Annotated in this window: 21 protein-coding genes; 4 read left to right on the top strand and 17 right to left on the bottom strand. The window is 68.3% G+C overall.

Annotated elements, in window-relative coordinates; genetic code table 11:
* Positions 1 to 7: 7 nt before the first annotated feature.
* From ABC766_RS27215 to ABC766_RS27150, 14 genes are all read right to left on the bottom strand, one after another.
* Positions 8 to 1,072, bottom strand: a complete 1,065-nt coding sequence (locus tag ABC766_RS27215; protein WP_345819923.1) for a major capsid protein — start codon at positions 1,070 to 1,072, stop codon at positions 8 to 10.
* 3 nt (positions 1,073 to 1,075) lie between these two features.
* On the bottom strand, positions 1,076 to 1,459 hold the full coding sequence (locus tag ABC766_RS27210; RefSeq protein WP_345819922.1) for a head decoration protein: 384 nt from the start codon (positions 1,457 to 1,459) through the stop codon (positions 1,076 to 1,078).
* Between the two features lie 3 nt (positions 1,460 to 1,462).
* Positions 1,463 to 2,554, bottom strand: a complete 1,092-nt coding sequence (locus tag ABC766_RS27205; RefSeq protein WP_345819921.1) for a head maturation protease, ClpP-related — start codon at positions 2,552 to 2,554, stop codon at positions 1,463 to 1,465.
* A 29-nt stretch (positions 2,555 to 2,583) separates the two neighbouring features.
* Positions 2,584 to 4,155, bottom strand: a complete 1,572-nt coding sequence (locus ABC766_RS27200; RefSeq protein ID WP_345819920.1) for a phage portal protein — start codon at positions 4,153 to 4,155, stop codon at positions 2,584 to 2,586.
* A gap of 3 nt (positions 4,156 to 4,158) precedes the next feature.
* A complete protein-coding gene (locus ABC766_RS27195; RefSeq protein WP_345819919.1) occupies positions 4,159 to 4,395 on the bottom strand; it encodes a hypothetical protein in 237 nt (78 codons plus the stop codon).
* Between the two features lie 2 nt (positions 4,396 to 4,397).
* Positions 4,398 to 6,281, bottom strand: coding sequence for a phage terminase large subunit family protein (locus tag ABC766_RS27190; protein ID WP_345819918.1), 1,884 nt, complete (start codon positions 6,279 to 6,281; stop codon positions 4,398 to 4,400).
* Positions 6,265 to 6,846 carry a hypothetical protein gene (locus tag ABC766_RS27185; RefSeq protein WP_345819917.1) on the bottom strand — a complete coding sequence of 194 codons (582 nt, stop codon included), beginning with the start codon at positions 6,844 to 6,846 and terminating at the stop codon, positions 6,265 to 6,267. The genes ABC766_RS27190 and ABC766_RS27185 overlap by 17 nt, the downstream gene beginning before the upstream one ends.
* Positions 6,847 to 7,132: 286 nt before the next feature.
* Positions 7,133 to 7,324, bottom strand: a complete 192-nt coding sequence (locus ABC766_RS27180) for a hypothetical protein (protein ID WP_345819916.1) — start codon at positions 7,322 to 7,324, stop codon at positions 7,133 to 7,135.
* Positions 7,325 to 7,468: 144 nt separating this feature from the next.
* Positions 7,469 to 7,936 (bottom strand): hypothetical protein, encoded by a 468-nt coding sequence (locus ABC766_RS27175; protein WP_345819915.1) that lies wholly within the window; start codon positions 7,934 to 7,936, stop codon positions 7,469 to 7,471.
* Positions 7,937 to 8,469: 533 nt separating this feature from the next.
* On the bottom strand, positions 8,470 to 9,177 hold the full coding sequence (locus ABC766_RS27170) for a hypothetical protein (RefSeq protein WP_345819914.1): 708 nt from the start codon (positions 9,175 to 9,177) through the stop codon (positions 8,470 to 8,472).
* Positions 9,174 to 10,103 carry a DUF7146 domain-containing protein gene (locus tag ABC766_RS27165; RefSeq protein WP_345819913.1) on the bottom strand — a complete coding sequence of 310 codons (930 nt, stop codon included), beginning with the start codon at positions 10,101 to 10,103 and terminating at the stop codon, positions 9,174 to 9,176. The genes ABC766_RS27170 and ABC766_RS27165 overlap by 4 nt, the downstream gene beginning before the upstream one ends.
* A complete protein-coding gene (locus ABC766_RS27160) occupies positions 10,084 to 11,562 on the bottom strand; it encodes a DEAD/DEAH box helicase (RefSeq protein ID WP_345819912.1) in 1,479 nt (492 codons plus the stop codon). The genes ABC766_RS27165 and ABC766_RS27160 overlap by 20 nt, the downstream gene beginning before the upstream one ends.
* Entirely contained in the window at positions 11,559 to 12,176 is a 618-nt protein-coding gene (locus ABC766_RS27155) for a helix-turn-helix domain-containing protein (RefSeq protein WP_345819911.1), read from the bottom strand. The genes ABC766_RS27160 and ABC766_RS27155 overlap by 4 nt, the downstream gene beginning before the upstream one ends.
* Positions 12,173 to 12,436: a hypothetical protein gene (locus ABC766_RS27150; RefSeq protein WP_345819910.1), complete on the bottom strand. Its 264-nt coding sequence runs from the start codon at positions 12,434 to 12,436 to the stop codon at positions 12,173 to 12,175. The genes ABC766_RS27155 and ABC766_RS27150 overlap by 4 nt, the downstream gene beginning before the upstream one ends.
* Positions 12,437 to 12,658: 222 nt before the next feature.
* Here ABC766_RS27150 and istA point away from each other — a divergent pair, with 222 nt between their 5' ends.
* Together istA and istB are read left to right on the top strand one after the other, a co-directional pair.
* Positions 12,659 to 14,158, top strand: coding sequence for an IS21 family transposase (gene istA / locus ABC766_RS27145; protein ID WP_345819731.1), 1,500 nt, complete (start codon positions 12,659 to 12,661; stop codon positions 14,156 to 14,158).
* Positions 14,155 to 14,997, top strand: a complete 843-nt coding sequence (istB, locus tag ABC766_RS27140; protein ID WP_345819730.1) for an IS21-like element helper ATPase IstB — start codon at positions 14,155 to 14,157, stop codon at positions 14,995 to 14,997. The genes istA and istB overlap by 4 nt, the downstream gene beginning before the upstream one ends.
* Before the next feature lie 3 nt (positions 14,998 to 15,000).
* Here istB and ABC766_RS27135 read toward each other — a convergent pair whose 3' ends face one another.
* Together ABC766_RS27135 and ABC766_RS27130 are read right to left on the bottom strand one after the other, a co-directional pair.
* Positions 15,001 to 15,426 carry a hypothetical protein gene (locus ABC766_RS27135; RefSeq protein ID WP_345819909.1) on the bottom strand — a complete coding sequence of 142 codons (426 nt, stop codon included), beginning with the start codon at positions 15,424 to 15,426 and terminating at the stop codon, positions 15,001 to 15,003.
* 3 nt (positions 15,427 to 15,429) lie between these two features.
* Entirely contained in the window at positions 15,430 to 15,792 is a 363-nt protein-coding gene (locus tag ABC766_RS27130; RefSeq protein WP_345819908.1) for a hypothetical protein, read from the bottom strand.
* A 265-nt stretch (positions 15,793 to 16,057) separates the two neighbouring features.
* Between ABC766_RS27130 and ABC766_RS27125 the strand changes: the two genes are divergently transcribed.
* Positions 16,058 to 16,339: a hypothetical protein gene (locus tag ABC766_RS27125; protein ID WP_345819907.1), complete on the top strand. Its 282-nt coding sequence runs from the start codon at positions 16,058 to 16,060 to the stop codon at positions 16,337 to 16,339.
* A 5-nt stretch (positions 16,340 to 16,344) separates the two neighbouring features.
* On the opposite strand, the gene ABC766_RS27120 is transcribed toward ABC766_RS27125, so the two are convergent.
* On the bottom strand, positions 16,345 to 16,575 hold the full coding sequence (locus ABC766_RS27120) for a hypothetical protein (protein ID WP_345819906.1): 231 nt from the start codon (positions 16,573 to 16,575) through the stop codon (positions 16,345 to 16,347).
* 22 nt (positions 16,576 to 16,597) lie between these two features.
* On the opposite strand from ABC766_RS27120, the gene ABC766_RS27115 reads away from it, so the two are divergent.
* Positions 16,598 to 16,816: a hypothetical protein gene (locus ABC766_RS27115; RefSeq protein WP_345819905.1), complete on the top strand. Its 219-nt coding sequence runs from the start codon at positions 16,598 to 16,600 to the stop codon at positions 16,814 to 16,816.
* Positions 16,817 to 16,918 lie beyond the last annotated feature (102 nt).

The following is a 16,918-nucleotide window of genomic DNA, read 5'->3' as shown; positions in this document are numbered from 1 at the left end:
GCCTCCGTCAGTTCGAGGTGATGCCGCGCACGAGCAGCGCGGGGCGCTTCACGAGCGGGAGCGGGTTGGACTCGGTGTGAATGTCCATGCCCTTGCCGAACTTCTTCGGCTCGAGCGGGGCCACGAACACCTCGGCGTCGGGCGTGCCGACGGTCGGGGCGACGTTGGCGGAGGACCAGAAGTCCGGCGGGGCCCAGTAGTTGGTGAAGGTGTCCCCGGTGCCGAGCGGGAAGAACCGCACCTCGCCGGCCGGCACGAAGCGCTCCGGCGTGCTGCGGGTGCCGTCCTCGCGCATGTAGCTCGCCGAGCCGCGGTACTCTTCGAAGGTGATCCCCTGGAACGGGAAGCCGGCGCGGGTATCGGCGGTCAGGGGGTCGAGCCCGGACCGAGCATAGTACTTGTAGCTCTCGATGAACTTCGGGTGGGAGACGAACTTCGCCATCCACTCCGGCGAGCACAGCGCGTGCACGCTCGTCATGGTCTCGCCCTGGAGGTTGTCCTCCATGTAGCCGGAGATCTCCCGGCACTTGCCGACGATGTCGGTCGTGGCCGTGCCGAGGGCGAAGTCGACGACCTTCTCGGTGACGCCGAACGCCCCGAAGATGTCGAGCAGCACCGAGCCGTCGTAGTCCTTGATGACACCCTTGAGGGCGTCCATCCGGAGCTTCTCGAGCGTGATCGCGTGCTTCGAGCGCATCGTGATCAGCTTGCGGTTCACCAGGCCCTGGACCGACTCCAGTCCCTGGTCGGCGCCGGCCGCGAGGGCGAGGACGTTCTGCACGTCCGTCGCGAGCACGCTGTCCTCGTGCGGGATGTGCGGCACGACGAACGAGCGCAGGTTGGTACGCCCGCGGGTGCCGAGGCTGGCCGGGCCGCCGCGCGGGCGGGTCGGCAGCAGGTTGAGCACGCCGTTCTCGATCGCCACGATCACGCTCGTGGTCGGGATCGGCTCGTCCCGGAACAGCCCGAGCGCGCGGATGCGGCCGTAGCTGTTCGGGACGATGGTGATCGCGCGCGTCAGCGTGCTCGCGCTGAACGCGTCGTTGTTGAAGATGTCGAGGACCTGGGGCACCGTTTAGGCTCCTTCGCGCACGAGGACGCCGACGGCAGCCAGCTGCCCGTTGAGGGCGGCCCGCTTGGTGGCATCGGTGATGGTGGGGCCGTAGACGAGGCCCGCGTGGCTGACGGCGGCGTGCCGCATGATGCCGATGCCCTTGGCGTCGGCGCTCGTGGCGTCCACGTCCTCGAACAGAACGCCGACCGCGATCTGCGACCCGTCCGAACCGGTGGCAGCGGCCGGCACGTACTTGCCCGAGGCGGCGACCTTCGCGATCGGAGTCCCGGACAGCACCTTGCCGGCACCCGAGGCCACGATAATCGTGTCGCGGGAGTAGTAGTTGTCCGCCTCGTACTTCAGCCAGTCGGAGGGATAGGCGTTCTCGGCGAGAATCGTCGGCATGGCTCAGGCTCCCTTCTTCGCGTGGCCGGCCCGGGCCAGTTCACGTTCCATGCTGGACAGCATGGTCTTGCTGTCGTCGGGGCGGGCGCCGGCCACGGGCGCCGCGCCGGCACCGGGCAGCGTCGCGGTGGTCACATCGCGAGCGGCATCGGCCGACGCGCGGGCGTCGAGCAGCTCCTTGCGGACGTCGGCGGGCGCGGCCTCGCGCTCGATGAAGGCGTCGGCCATGGCGGGCCGGCCGGCCAGCGCGCACAGGTCGCGGACCTCGCGGACGTAGGCGAGTGCCGCGCTGCGTCCCTCGGCCCGGGCCGTGTCGAGATCGACGACGTTGCTGGTGGATGCGGTGGGAGCGGGCCCGTTGCCCGCCTGATCGTTCGGCATGGACTGCTCCTGGTGCCGTGGGAGAGGCGGCGGTGGCGCCGCGGCGGTGGCGGGAACCCGGTTCGTCCAGGCACGCCGATCAGCCAGGGCGACGAGGCGCTCCGGCGGATGCTGGTAGAGGCGGAAGTCGAAGGCCGTCGGCTCACGGTCCGCGTCAATGATCTCGGTTTCGCCGTCCTCGGAGGGCTCGGCGGAGCGGGTTTGGATCCGATCGGCGTAGCCGGCTGCGACCGCCTCCTCGGGCGACATCCACAGCTCGGCCCGCATATCGGCCCGGGCCTCGTCTGCGCTCTTGCCGGAGCGCTCCGCGTAAATCCCGGCCATCGCGGTCGCGAGGGCGGTGAGGGCCTTCACTTGAAGCTCGTGGTCCGCAACCGTCCCGAAGGTGAAGCCCGAGGGGTCGTGGATCATCATGAGGGCACCGAGCGCCATGACGATCTCGTCGCCCGCCATGGCGATCACCGAGGCCGCAGACGCGGCGATGCCCTCGACGATGACGGTTTTCTTGCCGGTGTGCGCCGCGAGCGCCGCGTGGATGGCCGCGCCCTCGGTGGCGATTCCGCCGCCCGAGTTGATCCGGATGACGACGTCCTGGCCGCGACCCACCTGCGCGAGCGCGAGGATGACGTCCGAGGAGGTGAAGCTCTCGCCCCAATAGAGGTCGCCGACCGTGCCCGAGAGCACGATCTCGTTCCCCGTGACCATCGCTGGCATCGGCGGTTCCTACGGTGTGCGGGGTCGGGTCAGGCCGCGGCGGCGTCGCCGATCGGCGCGACGGCTGGTTCCTGGACCGTGCCGGCCATCGGCGGCAGGCCGAGCCTCTCCGCGCGGTCCTTGTCCTCGGCGCGCCGGGCGTCGACTTCCTCGGGATCCTCGCCGCGAGCCTCGATCACGTCAGCACGCGAGGTGACGCCCATGAGCATGTCGAGCTCGTCGGCCTTGCGATCCTTCAGCGGATCGACCCAGTCCCACTTCGGCGGCTGCCATTTCACGGTCGACAGGGCCACGCGCTCGCGGGCGAACCGCGTCGGCCCGAGACCGGAGACCGATCCGGCAAGCGCCGCCGTCTCGACCCAGCGCGCCCAGACCGGGCGGCACATCTGGAACACTAGGCACTGGTGCTGGAACTGACCGACCCGGCGCTTGTGCTGCAACTCGATTCCGCGCTGGGACGAGAAGTTGCCCTTGGAGGGGTCCTCCGTCAGGGCGCTGTAGGGGACACCGCACGCCGCCGCGATGGCGAGCAGGTTGCGGTACATGAAGGCCTCGTAGGAGCCACCGACGTCGGCCGGCTCCGAGAACGTCACGCTCTCGCCGTCGTTCAGCACCTGCATGGTGCCGGGCTCGAGATCGGCGAGCGCGGTCTCGATGTCGTTTACCGGGCGGGGCCCGGCATCCAGGAACCCGAAGGTGCCTACTCCAAACTGGTCGGCGATCGGGTTGTCCGTCCCGAGCGAAATCGGCGGGGGATCGTTGCGCGCCGACTTCGTCACGAAGCCGGAGAACATCGCGGCGGTGCGCTTCCGGTCGAGCTCAGCGTCGTCGTAGCTGTCGATCAGGTACAACCGGACCATGCCCGGCGTGAGCTGCGACTGGCCTCGGATCTGACCGGCTTCCAGGGGGCGATAGAGGTGCAAGACCTCGGACGCCGGGACGACGGTGCGCTCCAGTCCATCTAGGTTGCCGCTGACCTCGGCCTCGCCGGGCCGGCGCTTCAGGAAGTGGTAGGCGACGCGCCGCCCGATGGCGTTGAACTCAATCCCGTGGCGGATCTCGTTCCCGTTCTCGGCCGTGACGGCGCCGTAGGACAGCGGCAGCTGCTCGCTCTCGATGAGCTGCAGCTGGAGCGGGACACTCAGCCCGTCCTCGGGACGGCGCGGCCGGAACCGGATGAACACCTCGCCGGCCACGAACAGCGACCGCGCGGCGAGCGCCTGGAGACCGTAGAAGTCGGTCAGGCCGTCGGCATCGCACTCGTCGGTCCAGCGCAGCCAGGCGTCCTTAAGCGCGGTCTTCAGCGCCTTGTCGGCCAGCGTGGGGGAAGGCGTGATGCCATCGCCGACCGCCGCAGCCACGAAGTTCTCGGCCGCAGCCGAGGCGTAGGGGTTGTCCCGCACCAGCTGGCGGGCGCGGGCGCGCAGGACCGCGCCGCCCCGCGCCTGGAGCGCGTTGATGGTCGTGCGCTCGGCCGTCCAGCCCGCGAGCCGGCGCGACATGCGCGAGGCCTCGTAGCCGAGGCCCGGGGCGAACATGGCGGTCGCCGGGGCGCGCGCGGCCCGTGCCTCCATCTTTCGCTGCTTCTTCTTGCCGGCCATGGGTCAGAGGCCCTTGCGGCTGATCATGCGGATCTGGCGGACCTGCGCGGCCGCCCCGGGATCGCTGCTGTCGCCGCCGCCGGTCTCCGCCAGGAGCTCGTCACGACGCCGGTAGAGGCTGGTAAGGTCGCGCTTCACGAACCGGCCGGACGCATCGCGCGTCTCAGCGATGGCGCGACCGAGCAACCGGTTGATGCGCTCGATCTCGGCGATCTTCTCGATCCGCGTCATCTCGGCCATGCTCAGCGTCCCATGTACGAGGAGCGGCGCACGGGCCGGGATGGGGTTGGAGGTGGCAGTCGCGCCGGGCCGACCTCCGCGAGGCGCCGAACGCGGGTCTCGAAGTCCACGTTCGGCAGGAAGTACCGGGCCGCGAAGGCGTAGACCGTGGCGTCGAGCGCCTCAGCCGCCGAGTTCTTGATCCGCTCGAACTTCCGCACCGGCCGGCCGGCGACCCGGCGCACGACGCGGCGCTCGGCAGTCAGCTGGTCGAACCACGACAGCGGCAGGCTCGACGAGAACCGGACCTGGTCCGGGTACCGCGCTAGCTTGGTGAACAGGATCTGCTTCACCTCGTCGATGCCGACGATCCAGAGCCGGCCCTGCCCGAGGAGCGAGCCCCCCGACACCTTGCCCTTCGAGGCCTCGATCACCGGGCGCCGGCCCCAGACGCCCTTGATCGCCAGAACGTTCCGAGCCAGCCGCGGCCAGCAGAAGGCGTAGACCGCCTCCACCGTGCCGCCATCGCCGGAGTCGACGCAGGTCACCTCAATCCCGAGCCCGCCACCGAGGGGGTGCTTCCAGCGCTGGAGCAGCAGCTCGTCCAGCTCCCGCCACACCATGCCCTCCAGGGTGTTGCCCCAGATGACGAAGTGGCCGAGCGCGTAGGCCGTGCCGTCCTTGGCCCAGCCGTAGATCGCGATCTCCAGGCGGTCCGGCTGAACGTCGACGCCCGCGGTCAGCAGCAGCACCGCGACCGGGATCTTCAGCTCATCGCCTTCGGGCGTCTCGACGTTCAGGCCGAACACCTCGACCCGACCGGCCAGGGCGTCCGCCGTCGTCTCGTCGACGCTGTCGGACCAGCCCTCGCCGAGCATGGTGTTGTGGAAGGCCCGGAGCAGATCCGGCTGTCCGCTCGCAGCCACGTACTGCGCGGCCATCTCGGACCAGGAGGCGTTGACGTGAGGCGAGATCAGCGCCGATAGGGCGAAGCCGGCGTGCCCCTTCACCTCCGGCTGCGTGGCGCGCCAGCGGCCGTTCGCGACCATCTCGGACTTGCGCCGCTCCGGGATCAGCACGCCGCAATGCGGACAGCCCCAGCGCGCGGTTTCGGTCCGGTGCCGGATCGTCCGACCCTGCGGGTCCTTCTCCTTCTCCCACTCGATCTGCGACCACTTCGGCTCGGCGAACTCGCCGCACTCGACGCAGCGGATCTCATAGATGCGCTTGTCGCTGGCCTCGTACTCTCGGCAGATCGTCGAGGTGTCCTCGTCCTTCGGCGTCGAGCCGCGGACGATCTTGCGGTTCGGGAAGGACAGCGTCCGGTTGATCGCCAGCACCAGGGCATCGCCCTCGGCCGTGACCTCAATCGCGTCTTCCTCGTCGATGAGCAGGATCCGGACCGTGTGCGCCCGTAGGTTGCGGGGCGACCGGGCCGCATTGATTTTCAGCGAGCCGCCGGGGAATCGGCGGTAGCGCATCGTGTTCCGGCCGCTCTCGTCGGCGTCTGTGGACAGGATGCCCGCGACGACCGGGCTGGCCTCGAAGATCGGCTCCAGATCCGACACCACGAAGGAGCGACAGCTGTCGTCGGTCGGCAGCAGCACCATGATCGGCGCCGGCTCGTTCACGACGTAGCCGGCGATCGCGCCCACCAGGATCGTCGTGTAGCCGACGCGGACGCACTTCTTGACGGTGACGCGCGGGATGGTCGGATCGCCGATGGCGTCCGCGATCTCGCGCTGGAACGCCCAGAGGCGGACCGGCCCGGGCTCGGCCACCAACCCGTCCGGGAGGCAGAGCCCCTTCTTCCGCCCGCTCTCGATCCACTGGGACAGCGGCAGCCGAGGCGGTGGCCGAAGCTTCGACAGCGCATCGGAGACGGTCTGATCAAGCAGCGCCGACATCGTCGCCCGCGGCTTCGTCCATGGCGTCCCGCACGACCTGGTCGATCTCCTGAACCTCGTGCGGGGTGAGGTGCGAGAGGCGCATCGCGATCTTGCCGGAGACCGCCAGGAACCGGGCTCGAAGCTTGACCATCTCGTCGGCCCAGCGCCGCTCCGCGACAGCCGCGTCGATCATTCGACCTGCGGCCTCCGCGTGCGCCCGATCCCTCTCCCACGTCTGGACGATCTTCTCGGCCGTCCGGGCGTGGTTGAAGGTCAGCTCCTCGCCGTCGGCGATCGTCACGCCCTCGGCCGCCAGGATCTCCCGGATGCGGGTGCGGGCGAGAAGCGCCTCGGTGCTGGCCTGAGCCTCTATGGCCGCCGGAACGGCCGATTGCGTACCCTGCGCACCGGTGCGCACCGCGGTTCGCGCCGGGTCGGTGGTCTTCTCCCAGGCCTTCCGGACCGTCTCGGGGTTCAGGGTGCCGTCCGGCTCGGCGCTGATGCGCCCGACCTTGAGGGCCTTGCGGATGGCGGCCTCGGACACGCCGATGATCTTGGCGCATTCCCGCCGGCTGACACCCACCGCGAACCTCGAAATTCGATCTTGCCCAGAGCGAAAGGCCGCGCCTCTACAGCCCGCAAGGCCGGCGAGGGCCAGGGAGGACCCGCTCTCTCGTTGTGGCTCTACTGGCGAGGGCCGCGTCGACCCGAGGGAGTCCCCGTCATCCGTCGGGCCATGGCCTCGACGTCCTCGACCGTGGTGCGGATCACCGTGCGGGTGGCTGGCGCGATGGCGCCGGGCTGTCCCCGCAGGGTGGAGCGGATGGCGCTGCCGATGGCTGTGCGGCGCTCTGCGCAGCGACAGGGCATCAGTGCAGAACCTCGGCCTTCACAGCGGCCAGCGCAGCCTCTGCCGTCTCACCGAATGCGAACCACACGGTGTGGTGGATGGGCTCGTAGAGGATGCTGGCCGCCTCGAAGGGCTCGGTCGCTCGCTTCGCCTCGGCCATGAAGCCTCGAGTCTTGGAGCGGGTCACCCTGTAGACGAAGGGCTCGGCCATCAGGGAGTGCCTGCCATGGCCTCACCCACCAGATCGAGCCACAGCACGAGGCCAGCGGTCATGACGGTGTGGCAGAGGTTGGCGTAGGCGATAAGGCGGGGATCGATCACAGTTCGTGCGCTCCCCGCCTCGCTTCGATTGCCGCTACCTGAGGGGGCGGATGTGGAGTGTGCGCTCGGCGAGACGGAGGTATCCGCTGCGGATCATCGCTGGGTCGAACTCATCGACAAGTGAATTACGGTCGTTGCGGCCCGTGAAGAAGCCAGCGCCGCTCACGTAGCCCTTGTCGGTAATCCCCATCTCGATCTGTTCGGGGCGAAGGCCGCGATCCTGAGGCTTGGCCCGAACCCGCAGCATGACCCCGCCGTCATTCAGGCGTTCGGCCTCGACCTCGATGGCCACAGCGGCAGCGCCAAGTTCTCCACTGACTATCGCAGCAGTCGATTTAAAGGCGCCTATCAAATGTTCGATCTGCGGCTTCGCGGTTTCCCGCTGCTTTGCCTCGGCCTCGGCATGTTGCCGGGCAAAATCAGCCTTCTGCGCTTCCGCCTGCCGGCGCATCTCGCTCTGCTTTAGGATGTGCTGCAACCGCTGATCGTCTTCCTGGCTCATGCGCTATCTCCGATTCGCTCGGCCAGAATAGCACAAAACTGGAACATCGGCACTGTCCGCCACCTAAGGTGTGGACTTCGGATGGCGATGCGGCTCGCTTTGCCCTCTTGGCGGGTTGACGCGCCTGCGGCTTGAGGTTGTCATGCTTGGCGCCTGGACCACCGACAACCCGAGGATGTGCTCTCTGACGGCGGGGCATCTGCCCCGGGAAGGAGGTGATCCTCATGGCGAAGATCGGTCGCAGCGCGGTGAACGGGCGCTTCACTTCGGTGAAGACGGCTAAGGCCAAGCCCCGCACCCACGTCGTCGAGACGATCAAGAAGTAGCAGCCCACCTGCGACTTCGGCGGCGGTCAGGTTATCCTGGCCGCCGTTCTTCTGTGAGCAAGGTGAGGATCGTGCACCGCTGGTGCACGGCTCCGGTCTTGCGCTGCCATTGTAGAGAAGCGGCCTGACCCGTCTCCGTCGCGACACAACATCGACACCCGAAGGTGGAGTACGGCGGCGACAATATGCTTGAACGGACGGAAGATATTACACCAGCGTCACATCTGCAATGCCCAATTCGACAGGCGACGGTCGGCCGAAGATGCTGACTGCGACCTTCAGGCGATCATTTGGCAAAATGGCTTCGACGGTTGCCGGGAACGAGGCGAACGGGCCGACCATCACCACGACGTTGCTACCGACCTCGACGCCGACCGGCTTGACGATCTCGCCCTCCGCCAGGGCGTTGAAGAACCGCTGCAGCGCCTGAGGATCGAGGCGGGCGACCCGTCGGACCAAGCCGGGGATATTGCCCTCGTTTTCGGTGTCGACAGCCGTGTAGGTCACCGCCTCGGCCACGCCCGGCAGGCTGACGACGGCATCGAGGTGATCCTGATCCTTCACGCCGACGATGATCGTCTTCACGAGCAACGGCGTGTGCCGCACGACCCGGCGGCCGCGCCGAACGACGATCTCGCTGGCCCGGGGCCGGAAGGCGCGCACGTCCCGCTGACGAAGGGCGTCGTCGAGGCACCGCCTCCCAAGAGGGCCAAGCAGCGGTGCGGTCTTGATCATGTGCCAGCGCAAAGCCGGGTCGATGAAGCTCGACGCGCCACCGCGCACCGGATCGGCTGCCGAGGTTCCAAGTTCGGCCCCCTTGTTCGGCTGGGTGCCGAGCGACCGCTGTGCCGCTCTGCGCTCGACCCGGCGCTGCCGACGCGCACGCTCGCGCTGCTTCTTGCCCGGCTTGCTCATGCTTCGACCTGCATCTGTGTGAGAAGGACGTCGTTCCAGTCCGTGCCGACACGGTCGGGGAGCTTCACCGTGACGGTGCGATCCTTCCGGGCCAGCCGATGCGCGAGGGCGTAGGCGGCGGCCTGACCGACGAAGGCGGCATCGGCGTCGCCGAATACGATGATCTCGGTGGCCTCCACCGGAGGCAGCCATTTCGCGAGCTGCGAGGCGTTCACGGCTGCCCACACCGGGAGACCGAACAGGGAGGCAGCCGCGAGCGCGGTCTCGATGCCTTCCGCGATGCCGAGTGTGCTGCCGGCGTCGAACAGGCGAACCGCGGAGCCGGGCGCGATCGTCCCGGGCATCAGCCGCCGCGGCGAGGCGACAGCGGCCTTGCGACCGTCGTGAGTGAGGTACGTCCGGTGCAGGGTGGTCGGGTAGCCATCCGGATTCGTGACCATGGCGACCATGGCCGGGTGGAACGACGGCTCGTCGTCCTGGTAGCGGAGGTGATCGACAGTCCGCAGGCATGTCGGGACGGAAGTCAGCCCAACCCGGTTGCGGAGATATCGAGCCACGGGATCACCGGAACGGACGGGTGAGGCCGAGCGCCACAGCCGGTTCAGGCTGTCCCGGCAGTCCTCCGGTGTCCGACCGGCCTTCACCTGTGCAGGCGGCGCGTCGGCAATGATCGGGTCCAGACGCTCGGCCAGATCGCGGAAGCTCATCCCCGTGACCTTCATCGCCAAGTCGGCGCCATCGCCGGCCCCACAGTGATTGCAGATCCAGGTGCCGCGGCCCTGCTTGTCGTCGAACCGGAAGCGTGTCTTGCCCCCACAGATCGGACACGGACCCTGCTTCGCGGTCAGGTAGCGCCGATCGACGCCCAACTCGGGCAGGAGAGCCGCCCAATGGCCGCGAGCCCGTTCAGCGAGCGGCGTGCGCATGCGATCCTCCCCGGCCCTTCACCCAGGCGATCTGGCGCGATTTGATCCACGACAGGATGAACGGGGACGGCTCGACGAGCGGGGCGTTGACGTACCGGTCCGGCCACACGCCGGTCAGCTCCCGAAACTTGTTGGCCGCCCACCCGTCCTTGTAGCCGCGCCGCTTGGCGTAGTGCTTCAGCTGACCGAACAGCGATTCCTTCTCGACCGTGCCGGCTCTGGCCCGGGCCGGGGTCATCTCGACGAGGTCGCCGTCCTCGCACTCGATCTCGGTCTGCTTCTCCGGCTTGAACCCGCAGGACGGGCACTTCGGCACCTTGGCGGGCTTCAGGTACTTGCACGACGGGCACTCCTTCGGGAGCGCCTCGGCGCGCTGCTTGCGCTCCTGCTTCTGCCGCTGGCGGCCATCGTCCAGGGCATCGTGGCGGATGTCCGTGACGAAGCCGAGCCGCAGGTGCGTGTCGGAATGGTCGAGCACCAAGCAGTCGGCCTTGCCCGGCGCCGTCCGCAGCCCGCGGCCGATGATCTGGACGAACAGCATCTCGGACTTCGTCGGCCGGGCGAGGATGATGCACCGGACATCGAGATCCACGCCGGTGGTGAGACAGCCGACCGAGGCGATCACCTGCAAATCGCCGGCCGTGAATTGGCGGAACAGCGCTTCCCGCTCCGGCGGCTTGGTGTAGGCGTCGATGTAGCCGCACCGGACGTCGGCGGCCTCGAACTGGGCCTGGATGTTCTTGGCGTGGGCTCGATCGACGGCGAAGGCGAAGGTCGGCCGGCGCTCGCCGTGTTTGAGCCACGTCTCGACGACGTCGGCCACCAGCGCGGGCTTGTTCATGGCCTCGCCGAGGTCGCCCTCGTGGTAGTCGCCCGCCACCGTGCGGACGCCCGACAGGTCGGGATGCGACGGGGCGTAGACCCGGAACGGCGACAGGTAGCCGGCCTCGATCAGCTCGGCCGTAGTCGTGACCTGGATCAGGTCGTCGTAGAATTTGCCCAGCCCCTTGGTCCACGGCGTGGCGGACAGGCCGACGAACGGCACGGATGCCCAGTCCGAAGCCCTCATCCAGAGGCCGAGCATCTCGAACCACCGGTGGGCCTCGTCGATCACGACGATGTCGAACCGCGGGATGGCCCGGCGCTGCAGCGTCTGGATCGAGGCGACCTGCACCGGGCGGGTCGCGTCGGTCTTCGGGTGGTTGGCCTGGATCACGCCGACATCGGTGATCCCTTCAGCCCAAAACGACCGCACGGTCTGGTCGATCAGTGACAGGGCCGGGACGACGAACAGCACCCGGTTGCCCTTGGCAAGGGCGCCTTTCACGATCGCGGCGGCGACCACGGTCTTGCCGAACCCCGTCGGCGCTTGGAGCATCGGCCGGCGGTGTCCGGTCGAGAGCGATTGCCGCAGCCGCTCGATGATCCGGATCTGGTGGGGGCGAAGCTCCCGGCTCATCGGGCGCCCTCCATGGCCAGGTGGCGGTCAAGCCAAGCGTCGCTGTCCAAGCCGCGGTCAGAGGGTGGGGGGCCGAATGCGTCATCCCCGAACGGGTCGAGCGGGCCAGGGGCGGGCGTGTCGTGCCCGTGCAGAGGTTCCTCCTGAAACCTCTCATCACGGCTAGGTATATAGTTCTTGGTAGTTCTTGGAAGGTTCTTTCCCCGGCACGTGGTGCCGCTAACCCTACCGTCATATGCCGCTAACCCTACCTTAATATGCCGGTAACTCCCCCCTGCCTTACCGGCATCATCTGCCGGAATGGTGGGGACTTCGGGGGTCTGCTCGACGACGGTCAGATCGAAGTCCTGATCCATCGTCAGGACGATCAGGTCTGAGGCTCGGCCACCGAATCCGTTGCCGCGGTGCTGGCGCGTGATCGCCCCCGCAGCCGTCAGCTCGGCCAGGACGAGGCGGACTGTGCGGACCGCGAGGCCGGTCTCGGCGGCCAGGGTCGCCTGCGAAGGCCAGCACTGGCCCTGCTTGTCAGCGAAGTCGGCCAGCGCCGTCAGGACGACCCGGCAGGTGGTGCGGACGCGCTGGCGCTTGGCCCATTTGGCGGCTGCGACGCTCATCGGCCGGCCTCCTTCGAGGAAGCGGCGACGAGGTCATCGGCGGCCCGGTAGGCATGCTCTGCTGCCGACGGATAGCCGGAGACCTTCGCGATGGTGCCGGTGCTGTAGCGGAGCAGACGCTCACCGAATTGGACGACCATCCGATAGTCGTTCGCCCTGCCGGCGCGCTGCAGGAGGTCGTCACGGAGCGCCCGCAGTGCCTTGTCGGCCGCGGCGTAGAGCTCGCAATCGGCGTTGAGCCGAGGTTTGACTTCGGGCATGGGACATCCGCTCCGGAAACCGCTCTGCGCGGCCGGTGAAAGGGATCGGGGATGGGTGGCGTCAGGCGCCGCTCGGGCGCGTCAGATCAGGGCGGTGCGCGGACCTGAGCCTTGGTGTGTAGGGCGGTGACAAAACCATCCACTGGAGCGTCGGCGTCGTGCTGATGCGGGCGGCGTAAAAGCCGGCCAGTGGAGAAGCTTCTCTTTCGAGAGGAGCCGGGGATGTTCGCCGTGGAAGTTTACGCGGCCGTTCGGCAGTTCGTGTTTATCGAGGGCAACTCTCGGCGTGAGGCGGCTCGAGTGTTCGGGCTGAGCCGAGAGACGATCGCCAAGATGTGCCGGTTCTCTCTGCCGCCGGGCTATACGCGCTCGAAGCCGGTCGCGAAGCCGAAGCTTGGGCCTCTTCTGCCGGTGATCACGGCCATCCTGGAGGCGGACCGGACTGCGCCGGTCAAGCAGCGGCACACGGCCAAGCGGATCTTCGAGCGTCTACGCGACGAGCACGGCTATGCCGGCGGCTACACGGTGGTGAAGGACCACGTGCGGATCTGCCGGTCGCAGGGGCGGGAGACCTTCGTGCCGCTGGTCCACCCGCCCGGCCATGCCCAGGTCGACTTCGGCGAGGCGGTGGCCACGATCGGCGGCGTGCGTCGCAAGATCCATTTCTTCTGCATGGACCTGCCGCACTCCGACGCCTGCTTCGTGAAGGCGTATCCGCGGGAGACCACCGAGGCGTTCCTCGACGGGCACGTCGCCGCCTTCGCCTTCTTCACGGGCGTGCCGCTGTCGATCCTGTACGACAACACGAAGATCGCGGTGGCCAAGATCTGCGGTGACGGGCAGCGCGAGCGCACGCGCGCCTTCACCGAGTTGGTGAGCCATTACCTGTTCCGGGATCGCTTCGGCCGTCCGGGCAGGGGCAACGACAAGGGCAAAGTCGAAGGGCTGGTCAAGTTCGCCCGGTCCAACTTCATGACCCCGGCTCCGGAGGCAGCTTCGTTCGAGGCGCTGAACGCTGATCTGGAGCGACGCTGCCGAGTCCGGCAGGATGAGTGTGCCGGTCGGTATGCCGAGCTCATCGGTACGCGGCTCGTGGCCGACCGTGCGGTCCTGCGCGCCCTGCCGGCGGTCCCGCTGGAGCCGTGCGAGAAGCGGGCTGGTCGTGTCTCCTCGACCGCGCTGGTGCGCTATCACGGCAACGACTACTCGGTGCCCACCGCCTACGGCTTCCGGAACGTGCTGGTGAAGGGCTTCGTCGACGAGGTCGTGATCCTGTGCGGCGGGATCGAGATCGCCCGGCACGAACGCAGCTACGGCACCGGCGTGTTCGTGTCCGAGCCGCTGCACTACCTCGCGCTGATCGAGACCAAGCCGAACGCCCTCGACCAAGCGGCGGCCCTCCAGGACTGGGATTTGCCCGAGGCGTTCCAGCACCTGCGCCATCTCCTGGAGGCGCGCATGGGTAACCGGGGCAAGCGCGAGTTCATCCAGGTGCTGCGCCTGATGGAGGCGATGCCCAAGGACGTGGTGGCCGCAGCCGTCACGGAGGCGATCCGGCTCGGGGCAATCGGCTTCGACGCGGTCAAGCTGATTGCGCTGGCCCGACTCGAGCACCGACCGCCCCGGCTCGACCTGGCAGCCTATCCGCACCTTCCCAGAACCACGGTGCGGACCACCGTGGCTGCCGACTATGCCGTGCTGGTGCCGGAGGTGGCCGCATGAGCCCGGCGCGCGACGAGACCACGCCGGGCGTCCTGCTGGCTCACCACCTCAAGCAGCTCAAGCTACCCACGGTGCTGCGCGAGTACGACAAGGTTGCCCGCGAGTGCGCCCAGGGCGGCCTGGACCACTCGCGCTACCTGTTGCGGCTGGTTGAACTGGAGCTGATCGACCGTGAGCGGCGCATGGTCGAGCGCCGCATCCGGGCGGCGCGCTTCCCGGCGGTGAAGAGCCTCGACACGTTCGACTTCGCCGCGATCCCGAGCCTGAACAAGATGCTCGTGCTGGAGCTGGCCCGCTGTGGCTACATCCTCGGCCGGGAGAACGTCATCGCACTTGGCAACTCGGGCACCGGCAAGACCCACATCGCCTTGGCTCTCGGCTTGGCGGCTTGCCAGAAGGGCTTCTCGGTCACGTTCACCACCGCGGCCTCGCTGGTCAACCAACTCCTGGAGGCGCGCGACGAGCGTCGTCTGCTCCGGCTTCAGCGTGAGCTGGCCGCGGTCAAGCTCCTGATCGTCGATGAACTCGGCTATGTGCCGCTGTCGTCGACGGGAGCGGAGTTGCTGTTTGAGGTCTTCTCGCAGCGCTACGAGCGCGGCTCGACCGTGGTGACCTCGAACCTCCCGTTTGAGGACTGGACGTCAGTTCTGGGCTCGGAGCGGCTGACCGGCGCGCTGCTCGACCGGCTGACCCACCACGTCAGCATCCTGAGCCTGAACGGCGACAGCTACCGCCTCAAAACTTCCCGCAGCCGGCGCGGCCGGGCCGAAGGGGCGGAGCAAAACCAGGCCACCGCCGATCCTCACGCCCCCGAGACAGGCGAGATCCCGCCGGCCTGACCCTTACGATCGGCGACGAATGAAGAAGGGGCCCGATCGGGCCCCTTCTTCATTCAGGCTGCACGTTGCCAGTGGCCTGATTTTGCTCCGCCACGGCGGCCTGGAATTGGTCCGCCCTTTACACTTGGGCCGGCTCTTGGCCGTGAGGTGTCCCCGGAACTCGGTCTCGGGTTCGCAGCAGCGCTCGCGCAGGGCCTCCAGGCACTGCATCGTCAGGCGGTAGGCGTGGGAGCGCTTGCGGTTGGCGTCGGCGGCCGTGGTGAGGCCCTGAGCGTCGAGAGCCAGGGCGAGGCCGGCATCAGACGCTGCCCTGTCGCGGTACCACGCGATCAACCGGGCGATCGTCGCGGCCGGCGGCACGTCGTAGGCGAAGCCCTCGGCGGGCGTCGTGTCGTCCCAGTCACGGGTCTGGCGGTTGGGGATAGTCATTCGTCACTCTCCCTCAGCCAGATTCCGAGTTCGGCGAGAGAGCGCCCGAAGCGCATCAGCATCCGCCCGAGCGGATCCCGCAGCGAGGTGGGACACGCGTTCCGCAAGCGCTTCAAAGTCCGCGGCCAAACACGCCAACTCATGTGACCTCTCCCGACTGCGGGTTGCCTGCGCCGTGCGGATTGCTTCGATCTCGGCCGCGTCAACGCGGCGCGCCTTGCGGTACCAAAGATCGAAGGCGCGCCAGTACGACAGCCCGGAATGCCGGGCCGCACGAGCGATCTGCGCCTTGACCGGTTCGCTGCCGCCAGGGCTGCGCCCCAGCGCGCGCAGGCCCTCTGACGCTTCAAGGATGAAGGCGGACACCAGTGCCTCCCACGACTTTTGGGACATCTCCCAACGCTCCTCCGACACGGTGCAGGGCATCGAAAGGAGAGGCAGTGCGGAGACACAGAGCAGCACCACTGCCGGGAACGCCCCGCGCCAAAGCCTGGCGGGGTCGGGCGAGCGGCGGGACGGCGGAGGTGCGGGAACACGATGGACGAGCCGGCCGGCGCGCGGGGTCTTGGCGGACGAAGGCGCGTCGGCGGCAGCGATTGGAAAACGGGTAGACCGATGAAGGACGAAGCGAATGGCGAACCGACCAACCCAGGACACGACCGGACCGGAGGCCGAGCTGTTCGACATCCGGCTGGAGAGCATCGAGCGGGACTTCAACGAGGATCTGGAGGCCAGCGCCTTCGCGGTGGAGTTCCACTGCGACGGGCCGCACGGGCAGGCCTTCGCCACGGTGATCCTGGCCAGCGAGCGGCTGGCGACGCTGGAGATCGTGCCGCGCGCCATGAGCGACCTGCACCTGCTGTTCGCGGCGCTGGCCAAGCAGACCCAGGCGTGGCGGATCGAGGCGAAATGACGTGGTCACTGGACCGCCTCCGGCTCGCGCACCGTGCGGCTCTGCTTCGTCGGCAGGAGATCCGGCGCGCGAACCGCACCGTTGGTGATCGCATCGATCCGAGCCGCGACCCGCACCGATGGCCCACGCACCCGAAACCGGAGCTTCCTGACCATGAAGGCAGAGATGTCGCCGATGCGCTCGGCCATGTCGGCGTCGGATAACCCTTCGACGCGCATCCAGTCCTTGAGGAGCATGGGGTTAGGCTCTCCCTCGGGCTTGCCGCGTGCGCCGGCCGTGCTGCCGCCCGACAGGCTGGCGGAAGCCTTGGCGGTGATCGTCGTGGAGGTGCTGGGCGTACTGCCCTCGGCTCACCAAGAGGCAGCACTGATCCGGATCGCGAACCGCCTGGACGGGTTCGGCCGAGCGCCCTGGGGCAACGAGGTCGCGGCCCTGCTCCGCGCCGTCGCCGAGGCGCTGATGCGGCTGGAGAGTTGATCCAGTGATGGACTGGACGGACTGGCACTGCCGGGACATCTGGACGCCCGGCGTGCGAAGCCTACCCTCAGAAGTTGTGACACCCTTCAGGGAGCTGAAGAC

This window comes from Methylobacterium fujisawaense, from assembly GCF_039619325.1.
GTDB classification, from domain to species: domain Bacteria; phylum Pseudomonadota; class Alphaproteobacteria; order Rhizobiales; family Beijerinckiaceae; genus Methylobacterium; species Methylobacterium fujisawaense.
This window is presented reverse-complemented; position numbering and strand designations above follow the sequence as displayed.